The 17,712-nt window shown below is 20.2% G+C and carries 16 protein-coding genes and 1 other RNA gene; 10 read left to right on the forward strand and 7 right to left on the reverse strand.

The features are described from left to right. Positions 1 to 190: 190 nt before the first annotated feature. The 3 genes from LDP12_RS01225 (at position 191) to fliP (ending at position 3,366) form a co-directional block, all read left to right on the forward strand. The gene (locus LDP12_RS01225) at positions 191 to 1,795 is read left to right on the forward strand and encodes a hypothetical protein (protein WP_265226562.1); all 1,605 of its coding nucleotides are present in this window, start codon (positions 191 to 193) and stop codon (positions 1,793 to 1,795) included. Positions 1,796 to 2,230: 435 nt separating this feature from the next. After that, positions 2,231 to 2,551, forward strand: coding sequence for a flagellar biosynthetic protein FliO (locus LDP12_RS01230; RefSeq protein ID WP_265226563.1), 321 nt, complete (start codon positions 2,231 to 2,233; stop codon positions 2,549 to 2,551). A 71-nt stretch (positions 2,552 to 2,622) separates the two neighbouring features. After that, positions 2,623 to 3,366 (forward strand): flagellar type III secretion system pore protein FliP, encoded by a 744-nt coding sequence (fliP, locus tag LDP12_RS01235; protein ID WP_265226564.1) that lies wholly within the window; start codon positions 2,623 to 2,625, stop codon positions 3,364 to 3,366. A 784-nt stretch (positions 3,367 to 4,150) separates the two neighbouring features. On the opposite strand, the gene rpmG is transcribed toward fliP, so the two are convergent. From rpmG to ppa, 3 genes are all read right to left on the reverse strand, one after another. Further along, positions 4,151 to 4,318 carry a 50S ribosomal protein L33 gene (rpmG, locus tag LDP12_RS01240; protein WP_265226565.1) on the reverse strand — a complete coding sequence of 56 codons (168 nt, stop codon included), beginning with the start codon at positions 4,316 to 4,318 and terminating at the stop codon, positions 4,151 to 4,153. A gap of 9 nt (positions 4,319 to 4,327) precedes the next feature. Beyond that, the gene (rpmB, locus tag LDP12_RS01245) at positions 4,328 to 4,552 is read right to left on the reverse strand and encodes a 50S ribosomal protein L28 (protein WP_265226566.1); all 225 of its coding nucleotides are present in this window, start codon (positions 4,550 to 4,552) and stop codon (positions 4,328 to 4,330) included. An 81-nt stretch (positions 4,553 to 4,633) separates the two neighbouring features. Continuing rightward, a complete protein-coding gene (ppa, locus tag LDP12_RS01250) occupies positions 4,634 to 5,170 on the reverse strand; it encodes an inorganic diphosphatase (protein WP_265226567.1) in 537 nt (178 codons plus the stop codon). Between the two features lie 161 nt (positions 5,171 to 5,331). On the opposite strand from ppa, the gene pmbA reads away from it, so the two are divergent. Further along, a complete protein-coding gene (gene pmbA / locus LDP12_RS01255) occupies positions 5,332 to 6,681 on the forward strand; it encodes a metalloprotease PmbA (protein WP_265226568.1) in 1,350 nt (449 codons plus the stop codon). Between the two features lie 51 nt (positions 6,682 to 6,732). Here pmbA and rnpB read toward each other — a convergent pair. Then, positions 6,733 to 7,116, reverse strand: an RNA gene (gene rnpB / locus LDP12_RS01260) — RNase P RNA component class A. A 32-nt stretch (positions 7,117 to 7,148) separates the two neighbouring features. Next, entirely contained in the window at positions 7,149 to 8,000 is an 852-nt protein-coding gene (rsmI, locus tag LDP12_RS01265) for a 16S rRNA (cytidine(1402)-2'-O)-methyltransferase (protein WP_265226569.1), read from the reverse strand. An 88-nt stretch (positions 8,001 to 8,088) separates the two neighbouring features. On the opposite strand from rsmI, the gene LDP12_RS01270 reads away from it, so the two are divergent. From LDP12_RS01270 to dapE, 4 genes are all read left to right on the forward strand, one after another. Continuing rightward, complete coding sequence (locus LDP12_RS01270; protein ID WP_265226570.1) at positions 8,089 to 9,327, forward strand: beta-ketoacyl synthase N-terminal-like domain-containing protein; 1,239 nt, start codon at positions 8,089 to 8,091, stop codon at positions 9,325 to 9,327. A 69-nt stretch (positions 9,328 to 9,396) separates the two neighbouring features. Further along, positions 9,397 to 10,353 carry a transaldolase gene (gene tal, locus LDP12_RS01275; protein ID WP_265226571.1) on the forward strand — a complete coding sequence of 319 codons (957 nt, stop codon included), beginning with the start codon at positions 9,397 to 9,399 and terminating at the stop codon, positions 10,351 to 10,353. A gap of 47 nt (positions 10,354 to 10,400) precedes the next feature. After that, the gene (gene tkt, locus LDP12_RS01280; RefSeq protein ID WP_265226572.1) at positions 10,401 to 12,413 is read left to right on the forward strand and encodes a transketolase; all 2,013 of its coding nucleotides are present in this window, start codon (positions 10,401 to 10,403) and stop codon (positions 12,411 to 12,413) included. 32 nt (positions 12,414 to 12,445) lie between these two features. Continuing rightward, positions 12,446 to 13,576: a succinyl-diaminopimelate desuccinylase gene (gene dapE / locus LDP12_RS01285; protein ID WP_265226573.1), complete on the forward strand. Its 1,131-nt coding sequence runs from the start codon at positions 12,446 to 12,448 to the stop codon at positions 13,574 to 13,576. A gap of 119 nt (positions 13,577 to 13,695) precedes the next feature. Here the strand turns inward: dapE and dapA are convergent, their stop codons facing one another. Both dapA and aroC read right to left on the reverse strand, forming a co-directional pair. Beyond that, positions 13,696 to 14,610: a 4-hydroxy-tetrahydrodipicolinate synthase gene (gene dapA, locus LDP12_RS01290; protein WP_265226574.1), complete on the reverse strand. Its 915-nt coding sequence runs from the start codon at positions 14,608 to 14,610 to the stop codon at positions 13,696 to 13,698. A 164-nt stretch (positions 14,611 to 14,774) separates the two neighbouring features. Beyond that, positions 14,775 to 15,851 (reverse strand): chorismate synthase, encoded by a 1,077-nt coding sequence (gene aroC, locus LDP12_RS01295; protein ID WP_265226575.1) that lies wholly within the window; start codon positions 15,849 to 15,851, stop codon positions 14,775 to 14,777. A 222-nt stretch (positions 15,852 to 16,073) separates the two neighbouring features. Between aroC and smrB the strand changes: the two genes are divergently transcribed. After that, positions 16,074 to 16,598: an endonuclease SmrB gene (gene smrB, locus LDP12_RS01300; protein WP_265226576.1), complete on the forward strand. Its 525-nt coding sequence runs from the start codon at positions 16,074 to 16,076 to the stop codon at positions 16,596 to 16,598. Between the two features lie 214 nt (positions 16,599 to 16,812). Beyond that, on the forward strand, positions 16,813 to 17,712 hold the full coding sequence (hisG, locus tag LDP12_RS01305) for an ATP phosphoribosyltransferase (RefSeq protein ID WP_265226577.1): 900 nt from the start codon (positions 16,813 to 16,815) through the stop codon (positions 17,710 to 17,712).

The following is a 17,712-nucleotide window of genomic DNA, read 5'->3' on the forward strand; positions in this document are numbered from 1 at the left end:
TTACTTGATTAATATAAGTTATATTATTTTATAGTGTTTTTTATTATTTTTAATATAAAAAATTTTATATACTTTATATAATTTTATTTTATTATATTAGATGAATAAATACATAAAAACTCAATCTGTTTTATATATTTTTTTTTTAGATATAATATAATAATTTATATAAATTAGGTTATTTTAAATTATGAATTTTTATTTTCAAGAAAATAAGTACATAAAAAAAAAAATATTTATAGTAAATATTTTATTATATTTACGTAATAATACAAATATTTTACTTTTCATATTTTTTTTAATTTTTTCTATTTTTTATTCTTTAATTTATTGGAATAAATCAATATATTATAAAATTATTTGTAAAAATTTATCTATAAGAAATAGTCAAATAATAATTCAAAAATTAATAAATTTTAAAATTCCGTATAAATATTCTAAAATTTCAAAATCTTTATTAATTCCTGAAAAAAAAATACATTTGTATAATATTTATTTGAAAAATATTAATTTAGAAAATAATTTTATAAAAAATAAATTATTTAATTTTAAGAAATTTCAAATTAACAGATTTTATAATAAAATCAATTCTCAAGATATATTGAAAAAAAAGTTTTTAAAATATATTAATAATTTTAATTTTATGAAAAATATTTTTTGTCATATGAATTTTTATAAAAATTTTTTTACTTTAGATGCATGTAATAAATCTTTTGAATTAGTTTTTGTAAATTTTGATATACAACAGAATATCATTTCAGAAGATTTTTTAGATGCAACTATTTATTTATTGTCTAAAAAAATTCCAAATTTTTTAAATACAGATTTTATTTTTTTAAATCGATTTGGAGATTCATTAAATTTAAAAAAAAATCATTTATATTTTCAATTAAATTATCAAAATTTTTATAATATTAATTTAATTCAAAATAATAATAAAAGTAATATAGAAAATTTTTTATTTTATGTATTTAGAAAAAAAAATACATTAGATAAAATTACGAAAAAAAATTATTTGAATAGATTTCATTATAAAAATAATTCTTATATATTATATAAAAAACATTTACTTAATTCTGAACATTATAATTTATTTCAGAATAATAAATATATTATTAATAAACATTATAGTAATAATCATACACTTAAAGAGAATAAAAAAAATTATGGTACTATTATTTTTAGTAATTATGATCAGAGATATGATATAAAGAAAAAATATCATATATTAAATTTTTTAAAACATGAAAAATATAATTTTGATTTTAATAAAAAAAATATATTAAATTCAATTAATTTATATACAAGTAATCTTGAAGATTCTAATTTTAAGTTTGATTGTTCTTTTAAATCAAATTTTACTTTAGATATTGGAGAGATTACTAATTTTTCTAAATCTTTATTAATTTATAATGAACAAGAAGATAATGAAAATAGATATATTTTTTTAGTAAATAATGAATTTTTAAATATAAAAAATTTATTTAAAGAGTTTATAGAATGTTCTTTATTAAAAGATGATTCTACAGAAATTGTAAATTGTAATTTTATTGAGCCAGAAATTCCTGTAATTCCATATATACCTATTACAAAAAACGAATCATTTAACAGAATATTACATTTAGTTCCATGGTTTATATTATTTTTTTTTATAGTTTTATTAATAACTTCTTTTTTTTCTTTTAAAAAATTAACTAAAAAAATTCAAGATAGTAACATAAGTATTATGTGTAATACAAAAAATAACATTACAAATTCAAAAGATAATAATATTTCTAATGAAAATAAAACATAAAAACATATAATTTTAAAAAAAAATATAATACAATTTTTATATAAAATAATTTTTTAATATATATAAAATATTATTTTTATTTAATTAAATAAATTTTACAATGAGCATAATTTTTTTTTAAATGAATATTTTTTAATTAGTTTAAGTATAAAAATTATTATTTTTATACAAAATTAATTTCATATATGAATTATTATAAATATAATTTATTTATTTTTAATTATTTAAAATAAAATATTTTTAATATAATTGTATAATAAATTATAAATTAATATATAAAATATCAATTTATTACATAAAATAAATTTTATTAAATAAAATAAATGGTTTTATTAAAAATAAAAAATATAATATTTTTTTAAAAAATGTATTATTGAATTTTCAATTTAATAACAAACAATCACATTATTAATATACTACAAAACAGCATAAAATATGAAAACATTATTGCAATCTATTAATTATTACTTTCCTTTAAACAACACAAATAATTGTTTATATTTGTATTATTGTATTATTATTCTTGTAATAATATTTATTATAAATAGATGTATTTACTTTGCTAATTATAGAAATAATTCTTATATAAAAATTAAATCGAGTATTTCAATTAGTCCGAATCAAAAAATTGTTTTTTTAGATCTCAAAAACGTTAGATTAGTGTTAGGTATCACTACAGATAAAATAGTTGTTTTACATCGTTATGAAAACAAAAAATTTAGTTCAAAAAAAGAAATTAAAAGTAAAAAAATTTAGATACAATAAAAAAAATTTATGAAATTATTTTTTTTAAATTAATATTTTGAAAAAAAATTTGGAATAATATTATGACATATTTGTTTTTTTTTATAATAATGTTTGTATTTTTTTCACCTAATGTTTATGCTTATAATTTATTCTCTGTAGAGAATTTTTTATCTCATACTTATCATTCTGTGAATACATCTTTATCTTCTCAAACATTATTTTTTCTTACTTTATTGGTTATTTTACCATTTGTTATATTTACAATGACTTGTTTTACAAGAATTGTTGTTATTTTAGGGTTTTTAAAAAATTCTATAGGAATGCCATGTTCTCCTCCAAATCAAATTTTAATTAGTATATCTTTATTTTTAACTTTTTTTATCATGCAACCAGTTTTTCATAGAATTTATTCGAATTCATATATTCCTTTTATAAATAATCAAATTAATATTAAAACAGCTATAAATAAAGGATTAATGCCTTTAAAACAATTTATGTCGCATCAAACAAAACAATCAGATTTATTAATGTTTTCAAAATTAATGAATATTAAGTTACGTGATCATAATATTAATCATGCTCCGATTAGAGTTCTTGTTCCTTCTTTTATGATCAGTGAATTAAAGTTTGCATTTAAAATAGGATTAACTATTTTTCTTCCTTTTTTAATTATTGATTTATTAGTTTCAAGTGTCTTAATGCTTTTAGGAATGATGATGATTCCACCTGCTACTATTTCTATACCATTAAAATTAATAATTTTTATTTGCGCAAATGGATGGACGCTTCTTATTAGTTCTTTAGCATTTGGTTTTTATTCTTAAATAAAATTAGTAGTTAGAAAAATTTTTTATATAAAAATTTCTATAAATTATTTAATTTATTAAAAAAAATTTTAATTTATTTTATATAATTTTTAATTTTTAAATGAAATTTTATTTATATTTTAAATATTGATTTAATTTTTAAAATTAATAGAATTTTATAAAAAAATATATTTTTTTTATATCTAATTTAATTTAAAAAATATATTATATTTTCTTAGATATTTATTATAAGTTCTTTATAATTTAATTATAGTTTTTTAAATATTTGATTGTAAAAAATTTATTTTAAAAAACAATTTTTTATTTTTAATAGTTAATTTTTTTTAAATAATATAAAAATTAAACTGTTTCACTATTAATATTATTTTGAAATTTTTATTTATTAAAATATTTTTAAGCAAAAATTTTTTTTAATTTTTTTTAATGTATAAAAACATTTTCATTTGATGAAATAGATGATATTTTATATTAATTAATATAAATTAATTTTATATATTTTAGAATAATTCTTATAAATAAAAATATTGATATATAATAAATTTTTTTATTTTATTTTTTTTAATTTTAATATATCATCTCATTTCTGAAATTTTTAAGATATAAATTTATAAATTATAAATTTTATAAGATTTTGAGTTTTTATAATTTCAAAAAAAAAAAAAAAAAAAAAAAATGAAAATTTTTAGAAAATATTTTTTAAAATAGTATAAAAATATAAAATTTTTATACTAATTTTAATTTTTAAAAAGATACTTAAATTAGAAAATATAAAAAAATATATTTATCTTAATTTAAATTCTGTATAAAACGCTCTTTTACGTGCAATTGGATCATATTTTATTATTTTTAATTTTTGTGTGGTATTTCTTTTATTTTTTGTTGTTGTATAATAATGTCCAGTTTTTAGAGAAGAAATTAATTTAATTTTAATTCTAGAACTTCTAGCCATTTTTTTTTCCTATTTTTTATTTATTTTTTTTAAAAAATATTCTATACTTTTTTTATTAATTAATCTAATTGCTTGAGTAGATACTTTTAGTTTAATAAATCTTTTTTCAGATTTAATCCAAAATTTATGATTTTTTAAATTAATATTAAATTTTCTTTTAGTAGTATTTAAAGAATATGATTTTCTATGACCAAAAATAGCTTTTTTTTTAGTAATTTGACAAATTTTAGACATTTTAAATTTTTACCTATTTATAATAATTTAGCGTTAAAATTTTTATTTTTTTTTAAATAGAAATATATTTATAATATTTTGTTATATTTTATTTTTTTTATATCTTTTTATAGATTTTAAAATTTCTTTATATGTATAATTTTTGTCTTTCCATCCTAATATTTTTGTCCATTTATTATTTTCTAATTTTTTGTAATATTTAAAAAAATGTTCTATTTGATTTAATGTCTTTGGAGATACATCAGAAATATTTTTAATATTATTATATTGAGTACATATTTTTTTTATTGGTATACATATTATTTTATAATCTTTTCCAGATTCATCTTCCATATTTAATGTTCCTATAGGTTTACATAAAATAATTGAATACGGAAGAAGTGGATAAGGTGTAATTACTAAAGCATCTAAAGGATCTCCATCTAACGATAATGTTTTATTAATAAAACCGTAATTACAAGGATAAAACATAGCTGTAGGAATAATTCTATCTACCGTTAATAATTGATTAGTTTTATCAATTTCATATTTTATTGGAGTAGAAGATGCTGATATTTCAATAATAACATACACTTCTTTTGGTATTTTTGTTCCAGTTTTTATTTTTTTTAGATTCATTTTTTTTTTATTATTAAATAATTGATAATTTTTTAAGAATTTTATATATCATATGTTATGCATATTATTATAGCAATATTTAGAATTTGAATAAAAATATACTTTTATTAAAATATTTTCATATATAGGAATTTTTAAAATAAATTACAAGAGAGGTATAAATGTATGTTATCAAAGATATTTTAAATGAAGAAAAGTTTTTAAAAAATATAATTTCTAAATCTTTATTAATAGCTCAAAATAAAGTAGATGAAGCGTTTATATTTATTAGAAAAACTTATGATATGAATTCAGTTATAAGAAATGGAAGTAAAGAATATATAGAATTTCATGAAGATTGTTCTTTTTCAATTACAGTATATTCTAATTATCATAAGGGATATGCTTCATCTACAGATTTAAATATACAATCTATTAAAAATACTATTACTGCAGCAATTGAAATTTCTAAATATACATCTAAAGATATTTATTCTACACTTCCTAGTATAAATTTAAAAAAATATAAAGTTTTAGATTTAGATTTATTTCATTTATCTAATTTAAATTTAAAAGAAAGTTTAAAAATGGCATATTTAACAGAAAAATACACTTTAGATTTTGACAAAAGAATTGTAAATTCTGAAGGTGGATGTTTTTCTAGTGGATATACAATTATTGCTTTTGGAAATACAAAAGGTCTTATTCAAACATATAAATTCAGTCAATATTCTTTATCTATTTGTGTTGTTGCAGAAAATAATAAATTCAATACACAAGAAAGAGATTATTATTATTCTATTTCAAGAAAATTAGATGATTTAGAATCTCCTCGATCTATAAGTAAAAAATGTGCAAAAAAAGTTTTGTTAAAATTAAATTCAAAAAAAATTATTACTCAACGTTGTTCTATCATTTTAACTTCTGATGTTGCTGCAAGTTTATTTAATCATTTTGCAAAATCTATTTTTGGATATCAAGTTTATAATAAATCTACTTTTTTATTAGATAGTTTAGGAAAGTTAATTTTTCCAAAATGGTTAAGTATTTTTGAAAATCCTCATATTAAAAAAGGGATTGCTTCATCTCCATTTGATAATGAAGGAACTTTAACTAAACCTCGTTTTATTGTAAAAAATGGAGTTTTACAAACATGGTTATTAGATTCTTATTCATCTAAAAAATTAAATTTAAAGAATACAGGTCATTTAGGAGGAATTTATAACTGGATTTTTATACAAAAAAATAATATTTCTTTTCAGGATTTATTATATCAAATGAATACAGGTTTAGTAATAACAGATTTAATGGGACATGGAGTAAATATTGTTAATGGAGATTATTCTAGAGGTGCTTCAGGATATTTTATAGAAAATGGATTGTTTAAATATTCTGTTAAAGAAATTACCATTTCTGGAAATTTAAAAAATATATATAAAAAAATTATTGCTATGAGTAATGATTATGATATTAGAAAAAATATACAATGTGGATCAATTTTTATTTCTAAAATGATTATTTCTGGAAAATAAATAACAATATATTTTACCAAAATAGATTTATTGAAATTATTTTATTTAGTATTATGAAGTTGACCTATAAGCCGGATTCTGTATTAGACAATCATTAATCTTGACTAAAAATCACTTTTTAGTTCTATCGGCTTACCCAGGTTTATAAAGTATGGACCATACGTAAATCACCTATATTTAGCCTTTCTCCAAGCGGAGTTTACCTAATGTCTATATATTGTTACCAATACATACGGTGTGCTTTTACCACACCTTTTCACCCTTACCTAAAAAATATTTTATAGGCGGTTATTTTCTGTGGCACTATTCGTAGATTTTCATCTCCCAGATGTTATCTGGCGCTTTGTCCTAATGGAGCCCGGACTTTCCTCTCTCATTATATAATTATAATTAAATATATAAAAAATTTTTAAGAGCGATTGTCTGGTCAACTTCAATATAAATTTTATAATATTTTTTTAAATATGTCATTTTTTTGTTTTATTAACAAGATATTTATATATATATTGTTTTTTTATATTATACATTTTAGAAATTATTACAGAAATTTTATTTTTCGGTAAAAATTTTTTTAAGATAGATAATATATATTTAACTTTTTTTGAGATAATTTTTTTTTCTAAATTTTTATAACCTGATAAAATTAAAACTATTTCACCTTTACAGATTAATTTATTATTTTTATACTTATAAAGTATATTTTCAGCTGTATCAAATATAATTGATTCCCAAGATTTAGTTAATTCTTTAGCTAATGTGATTTTTCTTTTTTTTCCTAATATTTCTACTATATTTTGTAAACTATTTATAATTCTATGTGGTGTTTCATAAAAAATTATAGTTCTTGGTTCATATTTTAATAAATTTAGTATTTTTTTTCTTTTTATTTCTTTTGATGGTAAAAATCCTTCAAAACAAAATTTATTTGAAGGAATTCCAGATGCGCTTAAAGCAGTAATAGCTGAACATGCTCCAGGTAATGGAATAACTTTTATTTTTTTTTGATGACATTCTCTAATTAAACAAAATCCTGGATCATTAATAGTTGGAGTTCCAGCATCTGAAACTAATGCGATATTTTTTTTTTTTTCGATTTTATTAAATATTTTTTGAATTTTGTTAAATTCGTTATGTTGATTAAAAGATATAATTGGTTTACTAATATTAAATTTATTTAAAATTTTTTTTATTTTTTTATAATTTTCAGCTGCAATGTAATCAATTTTTTTTAAAACTTGAATTGATCTATATGTTATATCATATATATTTCCTATAGGAGTAGGTATAATAAAAATTTTTCCATATTTTTTTTTTTTCATTTTTTTTTTTTATTAACATTTTTTAAAAATTATATCATATCTGTTTATATTATTAATGTTATTTTATAATGAAAGATATAAGGTTTTTATGAAGAGAGTAGTTATAACTGGAATAGGATTAATATCTAGTATAGGAAATAATAAATTTGAAGTGTTAAAATCTTTAAAAAATGGATTTTCTGGAATTTTTTTTTCGAATGAAATGAAAGAATTAGGTATGAAAAGTAATGTTTGGGGTAAAATTTTTTTAAATTTTAATACAAAAAATTCAAATAAATTTTTAAAATATATGAATACAGAAACTTTGTTTTCTTATTTAGCTATGAAAGATGCTATTAAAGATTCTTTTTTAAAGAAATCTGAATATCAAAGAAATACTAAAGTAGGCATAATAATTGGTAGTGGATTTTGTTCTTCTAGAAATTATTTATTAAATTTAAAAAACAAATTACATATTAAGAATGTTTGTAATAATTTAGATCATGTTAATATATATACTATATTTAAAATTATGAATTCTAGTATTTCAGCGTGTTTATCTACTTTTTTTAATATTTATGGAATTAGTTATTCTATTAGTTCAGCTTGTGCAACTTCTTCTAATTGTATTGGTCATGCTTATGAATTAATTAAATCTGGAAAGCAGGATATTATGTTTGCAGGAGGTGCGGAAGCTTTAACTTTAGAAACAGCTTCATATTTTGATAAAATTAATGTTTTATCTAAAAATTTTAATGATAATCCTAAAATATCATCTAGAGTTTATGATATAAATCGTGATGGATTTGTGATATCAGAGGGTAGCGGTATAATAGTTCTTGAAGAATTGAATTCAGCTTTATTAAGAAATGCACATATATATGGAGAAATTATATCATATAGTTCAAATTCTAATGGATATAGTTTATTTATGCCATCACAAAAAGGTATAGAAAGATGTATAAAATCTTCTATAAAAAAAATAAAAAAACAAACTATAGAATGTATTAATGTTCATGCTACTTCAACAAAAATTGGAGATATTAAGGAAATTAATGCAATAAAAAAAGTTTTTAAAAATCAATTTATTCCATATATTTCTTCTACTAAATCAATGACAGGGCATTCTTTAGGCGCTTCAGGAGTACATGAAATAATTTTTCTGTTATTAATGTTAGAAAACAATTTTATAGCTCCAAGTATTAATATTAAAAATTTAGATCCAGAAATTAAAGATATTAAAATTATTACTTGTTATACAAAAATAAAATTAAATATTGTGATGTCTAATAGTTTTGGTTTTGGTGGAGTTAACACAGTCATAATATTTAAAAAATTTTATAAATAAAAATTTTTATAACAAACTTATTTAAATAAACAGATAAATAAATTTTATTAATTAATGTATGGTAATTATATGAATCAATTAGAACAATTAAAAAAATATACTAAAATTGTTATAGATAGTGGAGATATTGAAAAAATTGAAAAATATACTCCATATGATGCAACTACTAATCCTTCTTTAGTATTAAAAGCTATACAGATGAAAAAATATAGATCTTTATTACAAGAATCTATTAATTATGCTAAAAAAAAAGGAGGAAATAGAAATAAAATAATTACTAATGCTACTGATAAAATTATTGTTAGTATAGGAGCAGAAATTTTAAAAAAAATACCTGGAGTTGTATCTAGTGAAGTAGATTCTCGTTTATCTTTTGATACACATAAAAGTATAGAAAAAGCAAAAAAACTGATTTCATTATATGAAACAGAATTTGGTATTAGTCGATCTAGAATTTTAATTAAACTTGCAGCTACATGGGAATGTATACAAGCAGCAAAAGAATTAGAAAAAGAAAATATTCGTTGTAATTTAACTTTATTATTTTCTTTTGCACAAGCGCGTGCATGTGCAGAATCTAAAGTATTTTTAATTTCACCTTTTGTGGGAAGAATTTCGGATTGGTATAATGTAAATTATTCTAGTTCTCAATATAAATCATCTTTAGATCCAGGTGTTCAATCTGTACAAAAAATTTATAAATATTATAAAAAATATTCTTATAAAACTGTTATTATGGGTGCTAGTTTTAGAGATATTAAGCAAGTATTATCTTTATCAGGATGTGATTGTTTAACTATATCACCAGAATTATTAGAAATATTACAATCTAAAAATACAATAATTAAACAAAAATTATCTACTCCAAAAAAGATTTTTCCTAATCATACTGATATATTATCACATTCTGATTTTCTTTGGTTACACAATCAAGATTCAATGGCTGTAGAAAAATTATCTCAAGGAATACGTCAATTTGGAACAGATCAATATTTATTAGAAGAAATTGTAATTAAAAACATGTAATATTTTATTTGTATTATTATTTAAAAATTTTATATTAGGAGAAATAAATGTTTTCTAAAAAATATTTATCTAATGTTATTCGAGTTATTAGCATAGATGCTATACAAAGAGCAAATTCTGGTCATCCAGGAATGCCGATGGGAATGGCTGATATTGCAGATATATTATGGAGGTTTTTTTTAAAACATAATCCGAAAAATCCATTATGGGATAATCGAGATAGATTTATTCTTTCTAATGGACATGGTTCAATATTACTTTATAGTTTATTACATTTAACAGGATATAAAATTAGTATTTCTGATTTAAAAAATTTTCGTCAATTAGATTCTAAAACTCCTGGTCATCCAGAAGTTGGTTACACTCCAGGTATAGAAACTACTACAGGTCCTTTAGGACAAGGTTTATCTACAGCAATAGGAATGGCTATATCTGAACGTTTATTAAGATTATATTTTAATCGTCCTAATTTTAAAATTATAGATCATTATACTTGGGTGTTTGTTGGAGATGGTTGTTTAATGGAAGGAATTTCACATGAAGCGTGCTCATTAGCTGGAACTTTAGGATTAGAAAAATTAATTGTATTATATGATAAAAACAATATTTCTATAGATGGAAAAACTGATTCTTGGTTTTCTGATAATACAAAAAAAAGATTTGAAGCTTATAATTGGTATGTTATTGATAATATTGATGGACATAATTCAGAAGAGATTTTTAAAGCTATTAAATATGCTAAAAAAATTAAAAATAAACCAGTAATTATAATTTTTAATACTATTATTGGTTTTGGATCTCCTAACAAAGCTAATACATCTCATGTACATGGTGCTCCTTTAGGTGAAGAAGAAGTAGCTTTATGTAAGAAAAATTTAAATTGGAAATATAAACCGTTTGAAATACCAGATTTTATTTATAAAGAATGGGATGCTACTGAAAAAGGTAAAAATTTAGAAGATAAATGGAATAAATTATTTTTTCAATATTCAAATAAATATCCTAAATTAGCAAAAGAATATTTACGCCGTATGCATAAAAAATTACCTCAAGATTGGAGAAAAATTAATAAAAATTTAATAAATTCTTTAAAAACTTCTTCTAAAGCTTTGTCTACTCGACAAGCATCTCAAAATATTATTGAATATTTAGGAAAATATCTTCCTGAATTAATTGGTGGATCAGCTGATCTCTCTCCGAGTAATTTAACGAAATGGTCAGGTTCTAAATCTATTAATAAAAATTTGTATGGTAATTATATTCATTATGGTGTGAGAGAGTTTGGAATGACATCTATAGCAAATGGAATTTCTCAACATTCTGGTTTTATTCCTTATACAGCTACCTTTTTAATTTTTTTAGAATATGCTAAAAACGCAGTGAGAATGGCAGCTTTAATGAAAACTAGACAAATTTTAATATATACTCATGATTCTATTGGATTAGGTGAAGATGGACCGACTCATCAACCTATTGAACAAATTTCTAGTTTACGTTTAACTCCTAATGTTAGTGTATGGAGACCATCTGATATTATTGAAACCGCTTTTGCTTGGAAATACGCTATAGAAAATCAAAATGGTCCTACAGCATTAATTTTATCTAGACAAAATTTGTCTTTTAATAATAGAACTGATGCACAAATTAAAAATATTAATCGTGGAGGTTATATACTAAAAGATAGTTTGAAAGATTTAGATATAATTTTAATTTCTACAGGATCTGAAATTGAATTAACTGTTAATGTTAGAAAAAAATTAAAAAAATTAGGATATTCTGTTAGAGTAGTTTCTATGCCTTCTACAGATGTTTTTGACAAACAAGAAAAATCTTATAGAAAATATGTTTTACCAGATAATATTACTAATAGAATTTCTATTGAAGCTGGAATTCCAGATTATTGGAATAAATATATTGGTTTAAAAGGAAAAACGATAGGAATTAAAACTTTTGGAGAATCTGCTCCTGCAAATGATTTATTTAAAAAATTTGGATTTACTGTAAAAAATATTGTCCACAAAGCGGTAAAATTAATTAAAAAAAATCATAAAAGTGTTTAAAATATTTTTGATTTCCTAATTTAGGAATATTTATGTTAGACGATATTATTTATTTAAGTAAAAAGTTAATTAAATTACCTTCTATTAGTCCTTTAGATTTAGGTTGTCAAAAAATTATTTCTAAACGATTAAAAAAAATTGGTTTTTCTATAGAAAAATTTAAAATTAATAATACAAATAATTTATGGGCGTATAAAGGAATAGGGAAAACATTAACTTTTTTAGGTCATACAGATGTAGTACCACCTGGGAATTTAAATGATTGGAAAACAGATCCTTTTGATCCAATTATTAAAGATAATTTTTTATTTGGACGTGGATCTTCAGATATGAAGTGTGCTTTGTCTGCTATGATTATTGCTGTAGAATCATTTTTGAAAAAATTTTCATTTTTTTCTGGAAGAATATCTTTTTTAATTACATCTGATGAAGAATCTTTTGGATATGACGGAACGAAAAAAATTATAAAAATTTTAAAAAATAGAAATGAAAAAATAGATTATTGTTTAGTTGGAGAACCTACAAGTAATTTAAAAGTGGGAGATGTTATTAAAAATGGCCGAAGAGGTTCTATTAGTGCAAAAATAATTTTTTATGGTATACAAGGACATATTGCATATCCTAATCTTGCAAAGAATCCAATTCATAGTGCTCTACAAGCAATTAAAAATTTTTTAAATTTAAAGTTAGATTTAGGAAATGATTTTTTTCAACCTAGTAATTTACAAATTTTTTATATATCTTCAGGTAATGAAAATATTACAAATATGATTCCTGGATCAATTAAAATTGGATTAAATATTAGATATAATACGGAAATTTCTCAAAAAAGAATTGTTTTTAAGATAAAAAAAATTTTAGATCAATGTGGTTTAAAATATCATATAAATTGGATTTTTTCAGGAAAACCTTTTATTACGAATTCAGGATTTTTATTAGAAACTGTAAAAAAATCTATTTTTCAAATTAATAAATTTTTTCCAAAATTATCTACTTCAGGAGGAACTTCTGATGGAAGATTTTTTACTTGCATGAATTCTGACATTATAGAGTTAGGATTAGTTAATAAAACTATACATCAAGTAAATGAATGTGTGAAAATTAGTGATTTATATAAATTAAGTAAGATATATAGAAATATTTTAAAAAATTTATTTATTTAAAAATTTATATTTTTGAATTTTTTTAAATATAAATTGTTACTTTCAAATAATATAAATTTTTATTGAAATATATTTCTTTAGAAATATATTTCAATTTTATTTTATATAAATATTATATTTTAAGATAAAATAAAATGATTATATTTTTTTTGCATAATTTCTAAATTTACTTTTTTTAATTCATTTAAGATCATTTTCTTCAATTTTTTATTTGGTGGTATCATAGGCAATCTTAATATGTTATTTTTAATTAAACCAATTTTTTTTGCGGCCCATTTAATTGGTATTGGGTTTGATTCTATAAATAAAATATTATTTAAATTTATTAATTTTTTATTGATTTTTCTTGCTTGGGAGAATTTTTTTTTTAAAGCTAATTTACAGATTTTAGAAATTTCTTTAGCTGCTATATTAGATGTTACTGAAATAACACCATGTCCTCCTAATTGTATAAAATCTAAAGCAGTTGAATCATCTCCACTTAGAAGAATAAATTTTGAATCTACTAAAGATTTTATTTGATTAACACGAGATAAATTTCCACTAGCTTCTTTAATTCCAATAATATTTTTAAATTTAGATAATTTATATACAGTTTTAGGTAATAAATCACAACCTGTTCTAGATGGTACGTTATATAATATTTGAGGAATAGAAGTGTTTTCTGAGATTTTTTTAAAATGTTGATATAATCCTTTTTGAGAAGGTTTGTTATAATATGGTGTTACACTTAAACATGCAGATATTCCACTATTTTCAAATTTTTTTGTTAATATAATTGCTTCTTCTGTTGAATTTGCTCCAGTACCTGCAATAATAGGAATTTTATTATTAGCAATTTTTAAAGTTAATAATACTAATTTAATATGTTCTTTTTTAGTTAAAGTTGAAGATTCACCTGTAGTTCCTACCGATACAATCGCTTTAGTTTTATTATGTATATGATAATTAATAATATTTGTTAAACTATCTATACAAATTTTTCTTTTTTTATTCATTGGAGTAATTAATGCAACGATATTTCCTTTAAACATTTTTTTCACCATCAGTATGATTTAATATGTATTTTTATTCAAAAAAAATAAAAAATTAATTTTTTTATAAAGTTGTTTTTAAAAACATTTTTATTAAAATTTAAAATTATCGGTTTCAAATATTTTTAAAATATTTTTTAATATATTTTAAAATATTATTAAATTTATATTTTTATTATTTGTTGCGAACATTGAGCTCGAAATCTAAGTATGTGATCCATGATTGTTATTGCAACCATAGATTCCATTATAGGTACAGCACGAATACCGACACATGGATCATGTCTTCCTTTAGTAATAATATTTATGGATTCGTTATTTATATTAATACTTTTTGCTGGAATACGAATACTAGAGGTCGGTTTAAAAGCAGCTTTTATAATGATATCTTGCCCGTTACTAATTCCTCCAATAATTCCTCCATCTCTATTGCTTAAATAACCATGCGTATTTATTTCATCTCTATGCTGACTTCCTAGTTTTTGAATTACATCAAATCCATCTCCTATTTCTACTCCTTTTACTGCATTGATACTCATAACAGAATGAGCAAGTTCTGCATCTAGTTTATCAAATACAGGTTCTCCTAGACCTATTGGAACGTTTTGTGCAATGGTAGTAATTTCAGCTCCTATTGAATCTCCATTTTTTTTAATGGTACGTATTAATTTATCAATTTTAATAATTTTTTTTTTATCTGGGCAAAAAAAACAATTATTTTCTATTTCTTTTATAGATTTTAAGTTAAATTTAATATGGCCAATTTGAGATAAATATCCTTGTATTAAGATTCCATATTTTTTTTTTAAATATTTTTTTGCTATTGCTCCAGCTGCTACTCTCATAGCTGTTTCTCTAGCAGATGCTCGACCTCCTCCTCGATAATCTCTAATTCCATATTTTTTTTGGTAAGTAAAGTCAGCATGCCCTGGACGAAAAGAATTTTTGATGTTTTGATAGTCTTTAGATCTATAATCTGTATTTTTTATTATTAATCCAATACTTGTACCTGTCGTTTTTTTTTTAAAAACTCCAGATAATATTTTTACAATATCAAGTTCTCTACGTTGAGTAGTATATTTAGATTGACCTGGTCTTCTTCTATTTAGTTCTTTTTGTATATCTGATTCAGATATTTTTAGACCTGGAGGTGTACCATCAATTATACATCCTATAGAATGACCATGAGATTCTCCAAAAGTAGTTACTGTAAATATTTTCCCTATAGTATTTCCGGACATAATTTACCTTTTTAAAGTAGAATTTTTTATGAATTATATATTTTAAGAAAATTTGAAAATATAAATTTGATAAGTTATTATTATAAAATAATTTTACAAATAAAATTTATATTTTTATTTATTTTTAATAAATATCATTTTTAATTAAAAAAAATTTGTATTTTATTTGGTTTGATTTTTCATATATAAATAATATTATAACGTAATATTGTGGTAGTAAAAATGAGTAAACAAAATTTTTTAAAATCTAAAGAGAAATTTTTTTTTCGAGAATATTTTAAAGAAGCGAAAAAAATGATTCAAGATACTATATATCATGTAAAAAATAATGTATATTTTTTTTCTCGAAAAAAAAGAATAAAATATCAAGAACGATTACATAGTAATTATTTTTCATGTTCTACTATAAAAAATAAATTTAATAAAGATCCACTTTATTATTGTAGATATGATTTTAATAAAAAAAATTTAAATAAATTAAAAAAAGGATATTATGTTCCTGAAGTTTTATTAGATGTACATGGATTTAATCAAGATCAAACTAAAAAAGAATTGGGAAAATTAATATATTTTTGTATTCAAAAAAAAATAAATTGTATTAATATTATGCATGGATATGGAAAAAAAATTTTAAAAAAGAATATTCCAATATGGCTTTCTAGACATCCAAACGTAATTGCTTTTCATCAAGCTCCGAAAATACTTGGATATGATGCAGCAATTTTAGTTTTAATTGATTTTTTATAACTTAAATTTTTTATTTTTTAATATATTATTTTAATATTTTTATGAAATAAATTTTAAATATTTTTTAATTTAATATTAACAGTTTTTATTTATATTTGTTAGAATATTTCTTGTATAATGTTTGATTAAAAAATATTTTATTAAAAATTTTATTTTAATTATTTTATAATATTAAACAATATTAATAATAATGTTTTATAAAATTGAGGTTTAAATGTTAAAAAAAAATAGATTACGTATTGCTATGCAAAAATCTGGTCGTTTAAGTTATGATTCTAAGAAGCTATTATTAAATTGTGGTATTAAAATTAATTTAGAACAAAAAAAATTAATTTCATTTTCGGAAAATATGCCAATTGATGTAATTCGTGTGAGAGATGATGATATTCCTGGATTAGTAATAAATCAAATTGTAGATTTAGGTATAGTAGGAGGAAATGTTTTAAAAGAACATATATTAAGTAAAAATTGTATTAAAAAAAAAAATATGTATAAATTATTATTAAATTTAGATTTTGGAATTTGTAGATTATCTTTAGCATGTCGAAAAAGTAGTGAATATGAAAATTTACAGTCATTAAAAAATTTTACTATTGCTACTTCTTATCCATATATTTTAAAAAAATATCTTAATAAAAGAAATATAAATTTTAGATCTTTTACTTTAAAAGGATCTGTAGAAATTGCACCTAGAGTAGGATTATCAGATATGATCTGTGATTTAGTTTCTACAGGTGCGACTTTAGAAGCTAATAATTTAAAAGAAGTACATGTAATATATAAATCTAATGCACAAATTATTTCTAGAAAAGGAAATATTTCTGATCTTAAAAAAGAATTAATTCATAAATTAATTACTCGTGTTCAAGGTGTAATTCAAGCTAGAGAATCAAAGTATATTATGTTACATGCTCCTATTTCTAAGTTAAATCAAGTTATGTCTTTATTAAATGGAATTGAAAATCCAACTATATCAAAATTAGTTGGCTATCCTCAAAAAGTAGTTTTACATATGGTTAGTAAAGAAAATCTTTTTTGGGAAACTATGGAAAATTTAAAAAAAGTAGGTGCTACTTCTATATTAGTTTTACCAATTGAAAAAATGATGGAATAA

Source organism: Buchnera aphidicola (Chaitophorus viminalis), assembly GCF_026122795.1.
In the GTDB taxonomy this organism is placed as follows: Bacteria; Pseudomonadota; Gammaproteobacteria; order Enterobacterales; family Enterobacteriaceae; genus Buchnera_J; species Buchnera_J aphidicola_BK.